Origin of the sequence: Amnibacterium flavum (genome assembly GCF_003097495.1) — a bacterium.
Taxonomy (GTDB): domain Bacteria; phylum Actinomycetota; class Actinomycetes; order Actinomycetales; family Microbacteriaceae; genus Naasia; species Naasia flava.
Window position 1 is genome coordinate 1,087,382 of record NZ_QEOP01000001.1, and the last position, 16,490, is coordinate 1,103,871.

Sequence of the window (16,490 nt, forward strand, 5' to 3'; positions counted from 1 at the left end):
TTGCGCGCGACGTCGCCAGCCTCTCGGGCTGGGAGGGCCGCACGCCCATCCGACCCGACGCCGATGTCGGAGCTACCTGGTCACTGCCCCATCCAGAGGGCCTTCACCTCTTGCTCGCCGTCCGCTGTCGCAACCCACCCCACTCGCACGGGCGCTGTGAACTCGACTCGCGCCGACATCACATCCGCTGTCAGGACGGCGGGTCGGGAGGCGAAAAAGACGGTGCCACCAGCCGGAGGAAGGTCCTCGTCCGCACTGATGACCGTCTCGTCGCCGTCCGACCGGGTGAGGACGAGCTTCGCGTCGACATCGCCGGTGACGTCCGCCGCTTGGGCGATGAGGGCGATCGCCGCCACCGAACGATCTGCAACCTCATCGGGAATGTCGAGGTCGAGCACATAAAGCCCGTTCCGTTCTTGGGGCACCGGTTTCATGCCGACACCCGCGGTGACGGAGCCGTACAGCATCTGGCACCCTCTGCCGTAGGCCGGCCAGCCGAACGGCGCCACGGGGATGCACACGACTGGGTCGGCGGTCGTCAGCTCGGGCGCCACTTCCTGCCACTGCAGGACGTCTCCCAGCGGAGCCGTCAGCGGCTGGCTGATGCGAGAGGCGTATGTTCCCCATCCGGTTGCCACGAACCAGACCACGAAGACGGCGACGCTAACGGTGCGGATGGTCGTGGGAACCCCCGCCTCGTTCCAGCTGTGCCTGGTCGCCGCGAGCAAGGTTGCGATGAGGGAGCGGACAGGGCGGGCTTCCACGATCTGCGACACAATGCCGCCGACAATCACTATGGCGCCGAAGACGGCGACGATGACGCGTCTGTCGTAACCGCCGAGCGACAGGAAGGAGCCATCGGGGACGAACCAGTTGGGGAAGCTCACGGCATTCAGCAGCATGGTGGCCGCGACGAGCGAGACCCCGACGAGGACGAGGGCTCCGGCCCTCGATCGGAGCCCCAGCACGCAAGCGAACACCAGCGCGAGCAAGCCGAGACCGATTAGGGGCAGCCATTCGATTGGGAAGGGGGTGATGGCACCGAGAAGGAACCGGGGAAGGAAGCCGAGAGTGTAGATCACGGCCGCCCACACTTTGTCGATCAGGGTGGAGTCAGCGTCGGTCTGCAGGAGGGATCCGCCCGAGCGCGCACTCAGGGCGAGGCGGACGACCTGACCAGCTCCCGCCAGCAACGACACGATCATGATCCGCCGGAAGCGGCCCCTGCTGAGCAGCCCCGCGGCGACCACGGCTGGAAGGACTGTCAGCACTGCGGGCTTTGAGACGAGGAATAGAGGGGTCAACCATGCCCAAGCCGGCACATTCCGGCGCGGTTGAACGAGTGCGAGCGCGGCGAGGAAGGCAACCGGCACGACGACGAGATAGGTGAAGTTGATGTACGTGCGCACCTCAAAGTCGATGACCATCAGGCACGCCGCAGCGATGAGGAAGCGGAGCACGTCGCTTGCGATGACGGGTCGGAACGCGGGGAGCACGATCACACCGACCACCATCGCCGACAGGATCAGTGCCGTGAAGGTGTAGAAATACGGGATCGATGTCGGCGGCAGATCGAGGAAGTTTCCTACGAGACCGACGATACGTTGTGGCAAGGGGATGTAGCCAGCGTCGGTAGCGAGTAGCTGTGTGCGGAGAGACGACGATTCCGCGTTGGCGTAGTAATTGGTCGCCATCTCGGCCCACATCTCGCCACCCAGAACGAACCGTGGCGAGAAGATCACCTGGTGAGCGAGGTAGAGCGGCGGGAGCAGAGCGAACAGGAGCAGCGGCAGCCGGGTGGGGCGCCGGTCGTCCTGTGGATTGGAGAGGCCGAAAAGCCACCGTCGACCGATCTCCGCCCTGGTCGAGACTATGGCGCTGATGTGCGAGACACGGGAGAGGGTGGTCATGATGGCTCCGCGGTCGGACTGGGGGGAGAGACGTGGTGCGCTCATCACGCCCCGAAGACCGCTTCGACCTCGCGCTCGATCTCGGCGAGACGGGTCCACCGGGTGACACGATCGGACGGGACAGGCTCGCGGACGAAGCCTCGGCCGGTTCCGATGGTGCCCCGGGCCATCAGTTCGTCAACCGGGGCGTCGATGTCTCGGTCGCCGACGAACCACACCGTCTCGCGAACGGATTCCGGGAGTCGGTCAAAGAGGAGCTCGAACGGCAACAGGCTGGCCTTCTCCTCGCGCGTCTCCTCGGAGCACACGACGTGATCGAAATGCTTGTCGAGGTTGAAATAGGTGAGCTTGCGGAACTGGATTTGGGCGGTCAGGTCCGTCACCATCGCGACGGGGATGGTGTTGTAGCGGAGCGTCTGCAGCAATTCAACGGCCCCCGGGCGCAGCTGCGCCGTCAGCAGGAAGGTCCGCCAGTACTCCTGCTCCATAGAAAGCGCTGCGAGCGGCTCGCTCCTCAGACCTACGAGTTCGAGGAATTCGTGGCAGTAGAGCAGCCGGCTGTGGCTGCTGGCGACCGAGCCGAGGCGTCTCTTGACGTTGGCACGCGCCGTCGCGAAGAGTTCGGTAATACCCGCAGCCTTGAGCCCCAGCTCGGTCGCCGCGTATCGCTCGAGGGCCGCGCGGCCGGCGCGGTCGCACGGCGCGTATTCGTAGAGCGTGTCGTCGAGGTCGAAGATGACCAGCTTCGGTGCGCTCATTTGCGTGAGGGGCCTTCCGTTCGGTTGCGCCGCCGCTCGAGCATGGCGAGCACGACGATCAATTGCATAACTCCGCGAGTTTTCCCTAGCCACTGCGGCGCACCCACGAAGAGTTCGCGAGACCGCTTCACGAGTTGGCTCGCCACCGCCGCGGTGTCGGCCGGGTCAAGCAGCTCGGGGTAGGTCGTGAAACGAATCCGTCCGGGCTGATCCTGGTATTCGATTGTTGACGCGACGCCGGCGATAGCGGATAGCGAACGCTGCAGCTCTTCCGCGAACGAAAGGTCGCGGAGTTGAGCGATCAGGCGTAGTTCGTGGTGGGTGGAGCGCACCGCGTCATCCTCGGGGAGGGCACTGATCGGCTCGATGCGGAAGACGATGTCCGCGAGTTCCGCCTGTGGAGTCACGAACCGATCAGCGTGCTCATAGCGTCGCTCAATCGAGCTGACGACGGTTTCCAGGCTCTGCCCGCGCTCGCCGACGTCACGATTGATCTTGAGCTGGCGACGGAGGCGTTCGTCCATAGAGGTGAAGACGGTAAGGTCGGCGGCTCGTCTCACATCAGCGGATACAAGGGCGTGGAGACCATTGATCACGACCAGTTCACGGTGATGCACCGGGCGTTGCTTCGTGAAGCGGCCGCGGCTGTGGTCGTAGTGCTTGGCCCAAACGCCCCGACCCCGCATGAGGCTCAGGGCGTCGCGAGAGAGACCGCTGAGATCGTTGGTCGCGGGGTGGAGGTGGGTCGTGTTCTTCCAGACGGGGGCGCCGCGTTCGTAATGGTGATAATCGTCTCCCATCACGAAGGCGGTCGCGTCCTCGCCGAAGACATTCGCGAGCGAGATACAAAGCGTGTCCTTGCCTGTGCCGCTGTCGCCGGCGATCGCCACGGAGAGTGGCGCCGAACTAAGGGCGTATAGGTCGTGGCGGGCGCCGTAACCCCGGTACACCATGAGGAGCGCCACGGCGCCGATTGCGACGGTCGCAGTGGCGAGAACGGGGCCTAGGACCCCAGAGTTCATCACAAAAGAGCCGACCTCCACGAAGTCGCTCGGCTGCACCGGATCCGCTGCCCGGTAGTCGGCTCCCGATGCGCGCAGAGCGACCGTGACGGTCGCGGCCGCCCAGAACAACCAGGTCACCAGAGTGACTCGATAGCCGCTGACCACCACCAGGATGGCGAGGATGGGGACCGACCAGACGAACCACCCTGGGCTCGCCGGCGTCAGAAGAGTGGTGGCCGTGAGGGCGATGCCGATGAGCATCACGAGCAAGTCCGGATTACTGCGCTTCTTCGTGTACTGCAATCCAAGTATCGCGGCATAGACCACGGGCAGCACCACGATCGTCAGACCGGGGCCGAGATCGACGGCATACTCGACGACCGAGAGGAGCATCGGCGTCTCAGTCACCATGATCCTGTATCCGGGCAGGAAACTCGGGAGGGCGGCGAGAAGCAGACCGGGCGTCAGTCCAAGTACATAGGGGAGGGTGTATCGCCGCCATCGAGCGTTCCGCAGGAGGAAGATGAGCACCAACGGCGGGACGAGCGCGGAGGAGAGCTTCGCGGCGATAGCCAGTCCAATGAACACGCCAGAGCGCCGCCAGCGCCGGTCGCGCAGGTCGAGCGCACTGAGCAGCATCAGCAGCGTGGGGACCAGGTCCAGCTGGCCGTGCACGTAAGTGGCGTAGATGACGATCGGAGCGATGATGAAGAGGGTGGTCGCCGCACGACCGCCATTACGCACGCGATGACGGAGCACGACGCAGATGAGCACGTCGGCTGCTAGGAGTCCTAGCGCGATACCGATCTGGATCGAGAATGACGACGGCAACCAGAGGGTGATGCCGGTCCAGAAGAGGAACCACAGGAACATTACAGGGCCGTACGGGAACGCCTGCGGGTCACCCCCCTGTGACAGATAGGTCTGCCACGGGTCGATGCTGGGCTGCTGCCAGAAGGTGGCGAAGAACGGCGTGAACCACGCCGACTGGATCTGAGGGACGAGGAACAGGATGAGGAGAACACGCACGGCGGCGCCACCGGCGGCGACCAGGAAGAAGAGCCTTTCCGGCCGGACGGACCGGAAGGCGACGAGGACGCCGCTCAGTTCCACCACCAATCCGCCTCCTGTCGCTCCCATTCAGCGGGGCGCTTCGTGCAGACGCCGTGCAGGGGCACCCGCGCCTCTCTGAGAAGCGCCTCGATCATCGGGACCTCGGCGTCGAGGTCGCGGCCTTGGAGCTCGGGGCTAACGAGCATCAAACGGAAGCCGTGCTCAACGAGCCGGCGGAGGTCGCCGGGGCTCGGCCAGCGTCCATGGAAGGAGTCCACCCACACCCAGTGCGGTGTCGGGTCGAGAGCAAGCGCCGTTTCGACCGATTCGTACTCGGAGACTCGCACCATGGTGCGACGTTCGCCGCGGCGCAAGGTGCGCACGAGGAACGGGAAGGACTGGTCGAGATACGCCCACTCGCTGAGGCCGCGGGCAGCGAGGATCTCCTCGATGCGCGACTCGAGCCCTTCCTCCTTCGTATTGAGAACGATGAAGCGGTGGTGATACGAGTCCAGCCAGGTCTCGAAGCTCGGGCCCGTCGTGAAGGCGTCGTGGACGAGGACCAGCTGGTCGCCGTCCGCATGCAGATCGATCTCCACCCCGAAGCGCGGGTCGAGGTTGTCGAGATCGGCCGGATCGTTGACCCTATGCGAGCAGATGATGGTCACAACGACTTCCTCAGAGCGAGGCTGAAACCTACGGTTCGCTTGATGAATTTCTTCTTCGCCGACCAATCGGTGTTCCACGACGACGAGCCGAACTTCCGGGGCACGAAGAGCACGGGGACGCGGCGGACCTGGAAGCCGCGCCTGCGTGCGGTGTAGAGGGCGAAGAGGTCAAGGCTAAAGTCGTCAGGCGGTGTTCCCCATACGTCGATCAATTCCCGCGAGAACATCGTCGGCTGGGCGTTGATGTCGTTCAGCCGCGACCGCAGCAGCAGGCTCTCGAAGATGGACATCCCAATTGTGAAGGCCACGTCCACAGCAGGTCGGCCGAGTCGACGGCCCTTGACGATCGTCCGTGCGCCTGGCTCGAATCGGTCGAGGGCTCGGAGCGCGTCCGCCGGGTCGGCCTGCAGGTCGGCGTGTGTCCAACCGATCACGGGTGCGTCGCACACTCGCAGCCCCGACACGATTCCGAATCCGTAACCGCGGTTGACAGCCACCTGCACCCAGCGAACGCCCCCGCCCTCAGCGGCGGAGCCCGCGGGCCCGAGCTCGCGTTCGAGGACGGCCGCGGTGTCATCGGAAGACCCGTTGTCCACGAGGACGACCTCGCCCGACCCGGCATGAGCCGTGAAACGGCACCGTGTCAGGAGTTCGGGCAGCCCGGCGGCCTCGTTGTAGCACGGGATGACGAGGGAGAATCGTGGGGCGCTCACATTGACTCCTTATCAGGGGCGGAGTGGTCGGCGGTATCGCCAGGCCTGGCGAAGACGAATAACGACATGCCGATGAAGTTCCAGGCGGCCGACGTTCCGGTGGCGACGAGGAAGGCGAGCGACGCGACCGCGACCGAGTCGGGATCGATCGAGCGCACCCACGCGTTGAGCAGGACGTTGATGAGGAGGGCTGTGAGGTAAACCAGGACGAAGAGGAGCTCGCTCCACCGGCTCCGTCTCCGCCCGAAGGTGAAGCGCCAGTTCGCGAAGTAGGCGAAGACCGCGCCCGCGATGAAGCTCATTGCCTTTGCGGGATCGTACCCGAGTCCGGTGGTGGACAGCAGGGCGTAGACCCCCGCATCGATCAGCACCGTGGTACCGCCCACCAGCAGAAAACGGAGGAACGGTCCGAGCTGTCCTCGGGCGGTCATCGACTCCCACCAGGGAAGGCGACGAAGTCGCGGAACTCCGCGTCGAGTTCGGCACGTTCGAGCGGGTCGACCAACGGGTCGGCCGCGAGCGCGTAAGGGTGATGCGACCACTTGTGGAAACAGGACTGCCAGTATCGCGCCGACTCATACTCGGCCGGGGTGCCGACCGCGATGAAGGAATCAGTATTGAAGGCTACGACCGGGCGACCCGCCCTCAACTGACGGGAGATGAGGCTGTCGAGGTAAAACTCACCCCGTACTCGCTCATCGTCGGCCATCAGTTCCTCGATCATTCCGATGGCGGACGACGCGGAGCCGAAGGTGAAGGTACCGATCACGACTCCCGCCTTGTCCGAGCCGGGAACCTCCTTTAGCCAGATGTCGTTGATCGCGCCGTCATCGCCGGCGACGGCCCAGCCGTACTGGCCCGGATTGCGCGCCGCGGAATGGTAAGGGCGGGCGAGCCAGACCACCAACCCGTCCGGTCCAGCGAGCTCGACAGCGCGGCGGAGAGCGGCGCTCCGCCCTGTGGGGATGGCGTCGCACGCGCCGACGGTGACGGGACCCGTCCCGGTCACCGCGCGCAGCCCGTAGAGAGCGGACTCGGCCTGACCGCGGGTCAGTCCTTCCAGCTCAACCAGGGCGGCACCCAGGCGGGACGCGAGGCGACCGAGCAGTCCGGAGTCGGGCAGATCCTTGCGGGTCACCACGACCGTCTCCTTCCCGGGGAGACAGGCGAGCGCATGTTCGAGCACCGTGCGGCCCGCGAGAGGTAGCACTGGCTTTGGCAGGGTATAACCAGCGTCGCTGAACCGTTTGCCTGCGCCCGAGGCGAGAACAACGCGGCTCGCCTCGCTCATCTCAGTGCCGATCAGACGGTCGGAGTTCCAACGGGCGATCGCCCGGCTCGACTCGCGGTACTCCTCGAAGTCCTGCGGCGTTCCCCACTGCATGAAGTGCTGTAGGTGCATGACCTCGACGTGTCCGCCCTGCGCCAGCAGAGGCTTGTAGGTGAGGCTCACGTAATACTCGCCACCGAGGAGGAGTTCCTCCTCTACCTGCTTCTCGAGTGATCGGAGCAAGAGAGCTCCCGAGGCGAAGCCGTACGTGCCGGAAGACGCGTACTCGCTGCGGGGATCGTCAGTCCAGGGCTGCTTCTCCTGAATGTCGATCGCCCGCTGCCCCTTCGTCTTGACGTACGCGTAGGACGTCGAGTGGGCCATGTGCGGGTGGAAGCCCGAGTAGACCGGGATCACTCCGTCGACCTCGCCCGAGAGCAAGCGCTGGGCCAGGGGTGCTGGATCCCAGAAGACGGTGAAGTCGCAGTAGTTGACGACGACCGGCTTGTCGAGAGCGATGTGATCCCGGGCCTGCAGGATCGCATCGCCGGGCCCGGCGCCCTTGCCCTCGAGGCGGACGACGGTGGCGCCCGGTCGCCGGGCAAGTAGGCGTCGCTCCAGGTCGAGGGCCGGGTCGTCCAGATGCGTCGAGTTGCAGATGAAGACGACGTCGTCCCAGCCCGGGTACATGTCGATCACGTGGTCGACAACGGTGATGCCCTCGGCCTCGAGGAGGAACTTCGGCACCGTGTAGCCGGCCGCGGTGAATCGGGAGCTGATACCGGTCATCGGGATGACGAGCTGGGGGGTCATCGCTTCAGGCTCCTGCGCCACTTCTCGGCTTCCCAGTTGATGAGTGAGTCGACCTCGGATGCCGTCAGGGCTCGCGCTCGCGGGGCGTCGCTCAACCGCGCCACATCGACGATGCTGATGGCGATCTCCGCCTCATCTTGGCCGAGGTCGTCACGTAGCCATACCGCTCCGTCGTCGGTGACGATCGCCGCGGCGTCGTCGGCCTCGTCGCGCGTTGCGAAGGGGTGCGGCCCGAGGAAGACCGCCTCATCGGGCGTCAGCGCGCCGAGACGCAGGAGACGGGACGCGCCCTCACCGACGGTGCCCGCGGGGTGCAGGAGACGCCAGCCCTCGGGCGTCCCAGAGGAGTCCACCGGGGAGGAAGCGGGGGGTGCGGCTGACGCGAATCGTGCGTGCACGGCCCTGGTCACTGCGGCCGCGGTCGCCGCGTCGTCGGCGGCGGTGACGACGCCGTGATTGACGAGGAGCAGGGCGAGGGGGCGCTCGGATCCAGTGCCGCTCCCGAGTGCCGCCATTACTGCGCGGGCGAGTTCGAGTCCGGGCTTCGCGTACGGCACGACGAGCAGGTCGAACCACCCCTCGGAGGAGATGGGATGGCCGTCCAACGACAGGCCCCACGCGATGGCGCCCGTGCTGTGAGTGTGGAAGACGAAGGCATGCGGCAGGAGGGCGTGAAGCGCGGTCTCAATGGATGGACGCAGACCTGAGTCGGCGTAGTCGGCCCGTACGAGATGCCCGAATGACTCAGTCTCGAGCACGGCCGCCCGAGTCTCCGCAAGGCGCAAGGGCACGAAGATCGGCCGTGCGGTCGCCTCCGCCAGGCGAGTGCCGGAGGCCTTGATCCAGAGGGTGTTGTCGACCTTCACGGAGAGGTTCCCGCCGGCGCCCTGCACGAGGCGGAGATCGTGCCCGATCTCCAGTGCGAAGGACTTCATGTCCTCTACTCCTCGGGGGAGCATGTCGGTGCTGTCGCTCATGAATCCAATTCTCTAGGCGGGACCTCGCCGGGCGGAACCGACTGCTCGTATGCGTTCGGGAGGACGTGTTGCCGTGGCAACGATTCTTCCATGCGAGAGAACCGGCCTCCCGGACTTCACTCCGGCGACACGGCCATCGTCGTGATGGTGGACCGTGCTCGCACGGTCCCGGACTGGTCCGGGTCCTCCGCGACGGAGAACATGGCTCCCTGCCAGAAGATATCCCACTGCTTGTTCTCGCCGTTCGAGATCTCGGCGTTGACGAAGTACTGCCCCCCAGCGAGAGGCAGCTCATGGATCTCGTAGCGGATGACCGAGACCCCGGCGGGCGCAGCGGGATGCGGAGTGTGTGAGCGAAGGGTACCCGCGCCGTAGACCTGCTGGCCGTGGGGGGTGTCGATGCTCATCGAGCTGTTCCATTCGCCCGTGGGTTCGGAATGCTCGACGGCTACCTCGATGACGACGCTTTCGCCGCCGTCGAGATTCTTCAGCACGCGCCCTTCGGTATTGCGCACGGTGATGCTGCGGATCTTGGACGAGGCGGGCTCTTCCTCCTCGGCTGGATCGTCGAGAGTGAGCTTGCGTTTCTCCTCGAGAATTTCGCGGTGCACCTTCGTGGCCTCGGTCGCGGAGCCGACAAACGCGATCTCACCGGCCCTCAGCACCACTCCCCGGTCGCAGATCTCCGTGACCTGGGCCGCCGAGTGCGAGACCAGCACGATGGTGCGCCCCTCTTGCTGGAACTGCCGGATTTTGTCCATGCACTTGCGCTGGAACGCCTCATCTCCGACAGCAAGGACCTCGTCGACTAGGAGAAGGTCCGGATTGGTATGCACGGCGACGGCGAAAGCGAGGCGCACGTACATGCCGGACGAGTAGAACTTCACCTGGGTATCGATGAAGTCGCCGATCTCGGAGAAGGCCAGGATGCTGTCGAACTCCGCATCGGTCTCTTCCTTCGACAATCCGAGGATCGACGCGTTCAGGTAGACGTTGTCGCGGCCGGAGAGATCGGGGTGAAACCCCGCACCGAGCTCTAGCAGGGCAGCGATCCTCCCTCGTCGCCGCACTGACCCGGACGTCGGGTCGATGATGCCGCCGATGACCTTGAGCAGCGTGCTCTTTCCCGAGCCGTTCGTGCCGATGAGACCGATGGTCGAACCGGCCTCCACATCAAACGTGATGTTCTTCAGGGCGTCGAACTTTTCGCGGTGGGCGCGCCCGCTGCGCCCCAGCGTCACAATGCGCTCCTTGAGCGAATTATCCCGTCGCAGCACAAACGTCTTGGAGACGTTGTTGACCTCCACGATCTTGGGGCCCAGGGGCATGACTTCCGAGTGGTCGGTGATCCGCGTCATCACAGCTCCTGAGCGAAGTTGCCCTGCAGGCGGGAGAAGACGCGCTGGCATCCCCATAGCAGCAATAGCCCGACCACGATGGCAATGCCCATTCGCAGAGCGAGGTCGGCAGGGTAGTCGCTGGGGGTGCCGGCCACCCAGAACGCCCGGTGGAACCCGAGGACGGCGATCGTCACGGGGTTGGCCGAGTAAACATCAAGCAGCCACTGCGGAAGGCCCAGCCTGTCGATGACCTGCTGCACCATCGTCCAGCCGTAGACAATTGGCGACGACCACAGGGCCAGCATGAGCAGGATTGAGGTCAAATACTGCACGTCACGGAGATAGACGTTGATTGCCGAGAGAAGGATGCCTAGGGAGACGGCGTAGATCACCACGATGAGCACGGCCGGCAGGAAATACAGCAACCCCATGGACAGAGGCGCCGAGTCCAGGATCAGGCAGGCGGCCACGAGCACGATGAGCTGCACGCCGAAGGTAACCAGCGCCGATCCCGCGGTCGCGAGAGGGAAGATCTCGCGGGGTACGTAGACCTTCTTCACCAATCCCGAATTGGCAACAATCGATCCAGTCGCGGCGCTGAGTGTCTCCGAGAAGAGACCGAAGATAGTCAGTCCGGAAAAAATGTAGATGGCGAAGTCCGGGATTCCACGCGCCGCTCCGAGTATTTGGCCGAGGACCAGCCAGTAGATCAGCAGCTGAACGAGTGGATTGATGAGGGTCCAGAGCATGCCGAGGGCGCTGTCCTTATACCGCGCCTTGACATCTCGCCGAACAAGCAGGCCTAGCAGGGCTCGATGGTCGATAACGGCCTTCAGGGTCGTCCACGAACCACGGGATGCGCTAGCGGTCGGCACGAGGGGTTCGTCGGCGAGCCTCGCGAACCTCTGGAGTGCTCTATCGCTCACGCGGGGTGTGTCCTTCCGTTCGCCGTCCAGTGGACGATCCTACAGTCATCGAACTTCCGGGGAGCCGCCGGTCGGACCAGCGGACCCGAAGATTCGATGCCACGTCGCCGCACTCGCGAGGGCGGGTGCGCGATGCGAATAGGCCCGGCGCAGAGCAGGCCATCGGACTGCAAGGCGCAGGTACAGCCGGAGCGAACGAAGGGCCATGACGAGTGCTCGACGGCGACTCCGCCGGAGAGCGAAGTGGCCCGTACCCGATGCTGTCTCGAGGGCAGCCGAGTCGAGCCGTCCGAGCGTGTGCCATTTGCCGTCGGCTGCGGCCACGACGGGAGGAGGGGTCACCGGGGGGCGTCCTACCAGCTGATTCAGCAGCACAGACAGGGCCGAGCCCCGCGCTATGCCTGTCGTACCCTTGCGGACGGTCTCCAGCGCACCGGGAACGACCGCCTGCCCGAATCGAGTCAGGATCTCGAGCACGTCGCGCCGACGCACAGCGATTGTGTCGACGAGGTGGTGCGGCCCCGTCAGCAGGTCGGTGAGAGCGAGCTGCCGCACTGCCACGGAGCCGTACTGCATGCAAACGAGATGGTTGGCGTCCTGCGCCGCGAGCTCGGCAAGCACACGCAGTGGACGACCGCCGTGCAGGAGTGCCACCACGAGCCGGTTGCGCACGTGGTAATAGACCTGCCAGTCGAGCCCGTTGTCCTTCGACGTCCATGGGACGTGCCACAGCGCGGCGCCCGGGAGCGTCACGGTGCGGGTGCCGTGGTCCGCAGCCCGAAGTCCGAACTCCGCATCATCCCATTTTATGAAGAAAGGTAGCGACAGGCCCACGCGCCGTATGAGGTCGAGTGGGATCAGGCAGAGCCACCACCCGTTGAAATCCACGTCCAGTGAACGGCTCAACTCTGGTCGCCGACCGGGCGTGGCCGCGGCGACGTCGAGCGGGGAGAGTTCCGGCTGAACGGGGCCCCACCACGCCCGATCCCGATCGACTCTCTCTCCCCAGCTGTGCAGCAGGCTTGGGCGCCTCAGATCCAGCATGTGCGCGCCGACCATCGTCGTGTCGACCGCGTGTGCGGCGAACGACGACATGCGCGAGATGGATTCCGGCTCGAGGACAACGTCGTCGTCAATCAGGACAGCGTGCCGGGCGTCGGTGCGAAGCGCTTCGAGCATCCCTCGGCTGTAGCCGCCTGAGCCGCCGAGATTGGGCTGCCTGATTACGGTCAGGCGCTCGCCGAGTAGCTCGGAGGCAGACGGGAAGCCCGAGCCCGTCCGGACGTCCTGTGTTCCCTGGTCGACGACGAACACCTGCTCCACCGACGCCATGAGCGCCTCGTCCGCCGCGATGTCGGAGAGGAGTCGGGCGCAGTCGTCCACGCGGTCGAAGGTGGTGACGCAGAGTGCGAGCTGGCCGGCGCGGCGCGGCGCGCCCTCGACGGACCAGCGTGGTGCGGACACAGTGATGGTGTCCGGACCGGCGGTCGCCTCGAACCACAGCCACTGAAAGTCCCCGATTTCCACATCGAGATTGAGGGGACCGGTCGTTACCTGCGTATCGGCTACCGTGTGGATCTGTCCGGCGCTGTCCGTCACCCGCACCTCGACGCGCCCGGGGCCACTCGTCTCGAGTGAGAGTCGCACTCGGGTCGACGCGGCGTGATCCCGCCAGAGCATGGCGGGAAAGGCGCCGAAATAGGTGTCGGTGGTGACGTGCCCGCCCGGTGGCAGGGCGAAGGAATCACGCCCATGCGGTACCGCGTCGCCCCGAAAGTAGAGGTCCGGTTCCGACTCGCGCGAGCTGGACGGCATACGGCAGCGCCAGACGGGCGTCCAAGTCGCGGGGACATCGTCCGTCGTCACCTTCCGCGCCTGTTCTGTCTCCAGCGCCGGGCCCGGTCGACAGCGATATCAACGGGGTTCTTCCTCATATCGAGCTGTCGCGCCACCTCGTCCTTCACGAGACGGGCGAGAAAAAGGGGTAGGCCGGGCCCGTGAGATGCTACATAGGCGCGTAGCGCCTCGTCCCGGACGAGGCGGTCGTATCGCTCATGGTCGCCCGCGAGCTCGAACACACTGTTGCCGGCCGCCCCGTGTGCACCAACCCGCTGCATCCAGAACGCAAGCGGCCGCCCATCGAGCAGCGCCACGTTCTCGACGGCGAGAATCCGCAGGTAGAACTCCCAGTCCTCGACGGCGTGAAGATCTTCGCGGTAGAGGCCAACCTTGTCGTGGACGGCTCGGCGGTAGAGGAACGAGATCGGCACGGCACGATTGGACTGGAGGAATTCGCCGTAGCTGATCTGCTCGAGCTGGGGCCAGAAGGACGCGCGGTCGACCTCTGACCAGATACCGTCGCGCTCGACCTCGTACACGATCTCCGTGCGAACCATCACACCGGCGTCGGCGGGATGCGCGTCCAGATGGGCGACAGTCTTGGTCAGGAACTCCGCGTCCCAGAGGTCGTCGTCGTCATGAATGACGATGTAGTCCGAGACTGTCGCCTCGATGCCGGCGTTGGCGGCGGCGGATCGACCGCGGCCAGTCCGGTGGTGCATCACCTCGACGGGGATGCCCGTGGACCTGGCGCGCGCGACCGCGAGATCCACGGGCTCGGGGTCGCCGCCATCGTTGACGATCTGGATGGTCCAGCCGGAGTGGGTCTGCGCTGACACGTCGTCGATGGCGCGACGGAGGAAGTCTGGCCGGTCGACGGTCCGTATGATCACGGCGACGCTCGAGTGCGAGCTGCTATCCATATCTGCCCCTTTCCAATCGAGACCGCCACAGGCCCGTCGCGGTCGTCGGGCCATGCGCGGGCTGAACCTATAATCCACGAGTGGACCGTCGATTGCGCGCGCTGTGGCGCCGAGCCCGCGGGTCGCGCCTGCTCTCGGGGCTCACGCGGCTGGGTGACCGCCTGTGGTGGTTCCGGACCATCTTGGCCGCCGACGTGGTCGATCTCGAATTCGTTCGCGCACAGCTCGGACCTAGGACGGGACGTCGGCGCGCGGTCGCGCGGTACGTTCTCGGCGAATGGCGACGGGGACTGGCGGTGAATCCTTTGATGAGCGAGCGAACGGTCTTGCGCCTCCTCGCCGACGACGAGAGCGTGCCACCCCTCTACGCCTATCTTGTCTCAGAAATGGGAACAGTGCCGGTCGGTCCGAACTGGGACGCTCTTGCCTATGTCCAGCTCCATCCCGAGTCGGTTTCCAGCCCCGGCGGTCCTCTCGGGCACGCATGGCGCGCTGCTCGTCGGGACGGGGTCGTGCGGCTTGGGGCGGGTGCACAGGCCATGTCAGTCCCGTGGGCTGATGTGGCATCGGTTGCCGCGGAGGCTGCCCGTGCCTCAGCGGACGCGCGCACCCTCGTCCTGGGTGGCCCGCCTCGCATGCGCCCGCGCCGCTCCGCCGTCATCGAGATCGCGGGGGACGAGGCTGACCCCGGTGCGGCTTTTGACCTCGTGCTGGACCTCGAAAGGGACCCCGACTACCACGAGGTGGTCCTCGAGGTGGCAGGGCCATCGGCCGACGTCTGGGCGCAGACGGCTCTGTTGTCGAGGTGGCTGCCCGGACTGCGCTGCCGCCTCTCGGCCACGCGCGATGTCGACGCTCTCCGCGGGCGTCTGCCGTCAGGGGATCTCCTGGTACGTGGCCCAGGCGCTGAGATGTCGGTTGACGATCTGCGCGCCCTGGCTAATGCAGGACGGACGGGTCTCTGCGGCCCCCTATGGGTAGGTCGCGACGGCGTGGTCGTCTCGGCGGGACGGGTAGGGTTCCCCGACGGACCCGGCGAGCTGTTATCTGGTCTCACCGTGGATGATGCCAGGCGTGCGGGGGCCGAGCTTGAGGTGGAGGGTATCTCCTCCCCCACCTACGCGCGGCCCGGCGTGATCACAGAAGGGCCACGGGTTCTCACAGCGCTTCTCGTTGTCGCTGACGCGGGGATCGCGACTACCGCGACAGACGCCCGAATATCTGGCGGTGGGACCGTGTTCGGGGACATGCTGGTCGGTGGCGCGGGGCTGGAAAGGGTGCCTTCCTCGCGGGGGGCGCCGCGCTATCGACGGCCCTCCAGTCTGACGACCCTCGAAGATGGGCGCCGCGTTCCTTCTCTCCGTTGGGCGGTCAAGACAGGCGCCCCTGTCGGGCGAAGGGGCGAGGTCTGGGGGGACACGCATTTCGCTCGCGGGATCGCCGCTGCCCTTCGGCGACTGGGCCAGCAGGTCGTAGTAGACCCGCGACCTGCTGCTCATCGTTCCACGACCTATCTGGACGATGTCGTACTCACTCTTCGGGGGCCTTATCCCATTGACCCGCCGGAGCAGAGTCGATCGCTCCTGTGGGTCATCAGCCATCCGGACGAGATCGGGGTTGCCGAGCTGCGCGGATTCGGGCGGGTGTTCGCAGCATCGGAACCGTGGGCACGGCGCACGTCGCGCGAGTCGGGTATTGCCGTCGGGACTCTTTTACAATGCACGGACCCGAGCCTTTTCCGACCGTCGGGTCGTCAACGGGGAACCGAAATGTTGTTCGTCGGCACTGCCCGGGGACTCGCGCGGCCGTCCGTCGTCGCCCCTATCCGCGCCGGCTTCGACGTAAGCGTGTATGGGCCGGACTGGCGCCCGTTCATTCCCGCCCGTTACATCAGGGGCGTCTCGCTTCCGTACGGCGACCTACCCGGCCGCTACGAGGAGGCCGACCTCGTGCTGAACGACCACTGGCCGGCTATGCAGAGAAACGGCTTCATCGCGAACCGTCCCTTCGATGTCGTGGCCGCAGGTGGTCGCGTTGTCACCGACAATGTCGAGGGGATTGAGGAGATTTTCGGTGGCGCCGTGCGCACCTTCGCTGACGACGCCGACCTCGTGTCCATGCTGTCCGCTGACCACGATTCGCTATTCCCCGGCGCCGCGGAGCTCGCGGCCATCGGAGAGCGGGTGCGGCGGGCGCACTCGTTCGACAGCAGGGCAGTCTCTCTGCTCGAGGCAGCGTTGGGGGAGGCTTGAAGGGACGTCCTCAGTCGTCCGGATAGACTGACTTCCGGCGGGAG

Annotated in this window: 13 protein-coding genes; 1 reads left to right on the forward strand and 12 read right to left on the reverse strand. The window is 65.7% G+C overall.

Annotated elements, in window-relative coordinates; all coding sequences use genetic code 11:
• Positions 1-80: 80 nt before the first annotated feature.
• From DDQ50_RS05145 to DDQ50_RS05200, 12 genes are all read right to left on the reverse strand, one after another.
• Positions 81-1,910, reverse strand: a complete 1,830-nt coding sequence (locus tag DDQ50_RS05145) for a hypothetical protein (protein WP_133245908.1) — start codon at positions 1,908-1,910, stop codon at positions 81-83.
• Positions 1,911-1,954: 44 nt separating this feature from the next.
• Positions 1,955-2,668, reverse strand: coding sequence for an HAD family hydrolase (locus DDQ50_RS05150; protein WP_116755588.1), 714 nt, complete (start codon positions 2,666-2,668; stop codon positions 1,955-1,957).
• Positions 2,665-4,788: a glycosyltransferase 87 family protein gene (locus tag DDQ50_RS05155; protein ID WP_240614290.1), complete on the reverse strand. Its 2,124-nt coding sequence runs from the start codon at positions 4,786-4,788 to the stop codon at positions 2,665-2,667. Before DDQ50_RS05155 ends, DDQ50_RS05150 begins: the two co-directional genes overlap by 4 nt.
• On the reverse strand, positions 4,776-5,393 hold the full coding sequence (locus tag DDQ50_RS05160; protein WP_116755590.1) for a PI-PLC domain-containing protein: 618 nt from the start codon (positions 5,391-5,393) through the stop codon (positions 4,776-4,778). The genes DDQ50_RS05155 and DDQ50_RS05160 overlap by 13 nt, the downstream gene beginning before the upstream one ends.
• A complete protein-coding gene (locus tag DDQ50_RS05165; protein WP_116755591.1) occupies positions 5,390-6,106 on the reverse strand; it encodes a glycosyltransferase family 2 protein in 717 nt (238 codons plus the stop codon). Before DDQ50_RS05165 ends, DDQ50_RS05160 begins: the two co-directional genes overlap by 4 nt.
• Positions 6,103-6,537 (reverse strand): GtrA family protein, encoded by a 435-nt coding sequence (locus DDQ50_RS05170; protein WP_116755592.1) that lies wholly within the window; start codon positions 6,535-6,537, stop codon positions 6,103-6,105. Before DDQ50_RS05170 ends, DDQ50_RS05165 begins: the two co-directional genes overlap by 4 nt.
• Complete coding sequence (locus DDQ50_RS05175) at positions 6,534-8,189, reverse strand: NTP transferase domain-containing protein (RefSeq protein WP_116755593.1); 1,656 nt, start codon at positions 8,187-8,189, stop codon at positions 6,534-6,536. The genes DDQ50_RS05170 and DDQ50_RS05175 overlap by 4 nt, the downstream gene beginning before the upstream one ends.
• Positions 8,186-9,166, reverse strand: coding sequence for a class II aldolase/adducin family protein (locus DDQ50_RS05180; protein WP_116755594.1), 981 nt, complete (start codon positions 9,164-9,166; stop codon positions 8,186-8,188). Before DDQ50_RS05180 ends, DDQ50_RS05175 begins: the two co-directional genes overlap by 4 nt.
• 116 nt (positions 9,167-9,282) lie before the next feature.
• Positions 9,283-10,524, reverse strand: a complete 1,242-nt coding sequence (locus DDQ50_RS05185; protein ID WP_116755595.1) for an ABC transporter ATP-binding protein — start codon at positions 10,522-10,524, stop codon at positions 9,283-9,285.
• Positions 10,524-11,432, reverse strand: a complete 909-nt coding sequence (locus tag DDQ50_RS05190; protein ID WP_116755596.1) for an ABC transporter permease — start codon at positions 11,430-11,432, stop codon at positions 10,524-10,526. The genes DDQ50_RS05185 and DDQ50_RS05190 overlap by 1 nt, the downstream gene beginning before the upstream one ends.
• A gap of 45 nt (positions 11,433-11,477) precedes the next feature.
• On the reverse strand, positions 11,478-13,247 hold the full coding sequence (locus tag DDQ50_RS05195; RefSeq protein ID WP_116755597.1) for a glycosyltransferase: 1,770 nt from the start codon (positions 13,245-13,247) through the stop codon (positions 11,478-11,480).
• Positions 13,248-13,294: 47 nt separating this feature from the next.
• On the reverse strand, positions 13,295-14,248 hold the full coding sequence (locus DDQ50_RS05200) for a glycosyltransferase family 2 protein (protein WP_116755598.1): 954 nt from the start codon (positions 14,246-14,248) through the stop codon (positions 13,295-13,297).
• Positions 14,249-15,963: 1,715 nt separating this feature from the next.
• Between DDQ50_RS05200 and DDQ50_RS05205 the strand changes: the two genes are divergently transcribed.
• Complete coding sequence (locus DDQ50_RS05205; protein ID WP_116755599.1) at positions 15,964-16,446, forward strand: glycosyltransferase family protein; 483 nt, start codon at positions 15,964-15,966, stop codon at positions 16,444-16,446.
• The last annotated feature ends 44 nt before the right edge of the window (positions 16,447-16,490 follow it).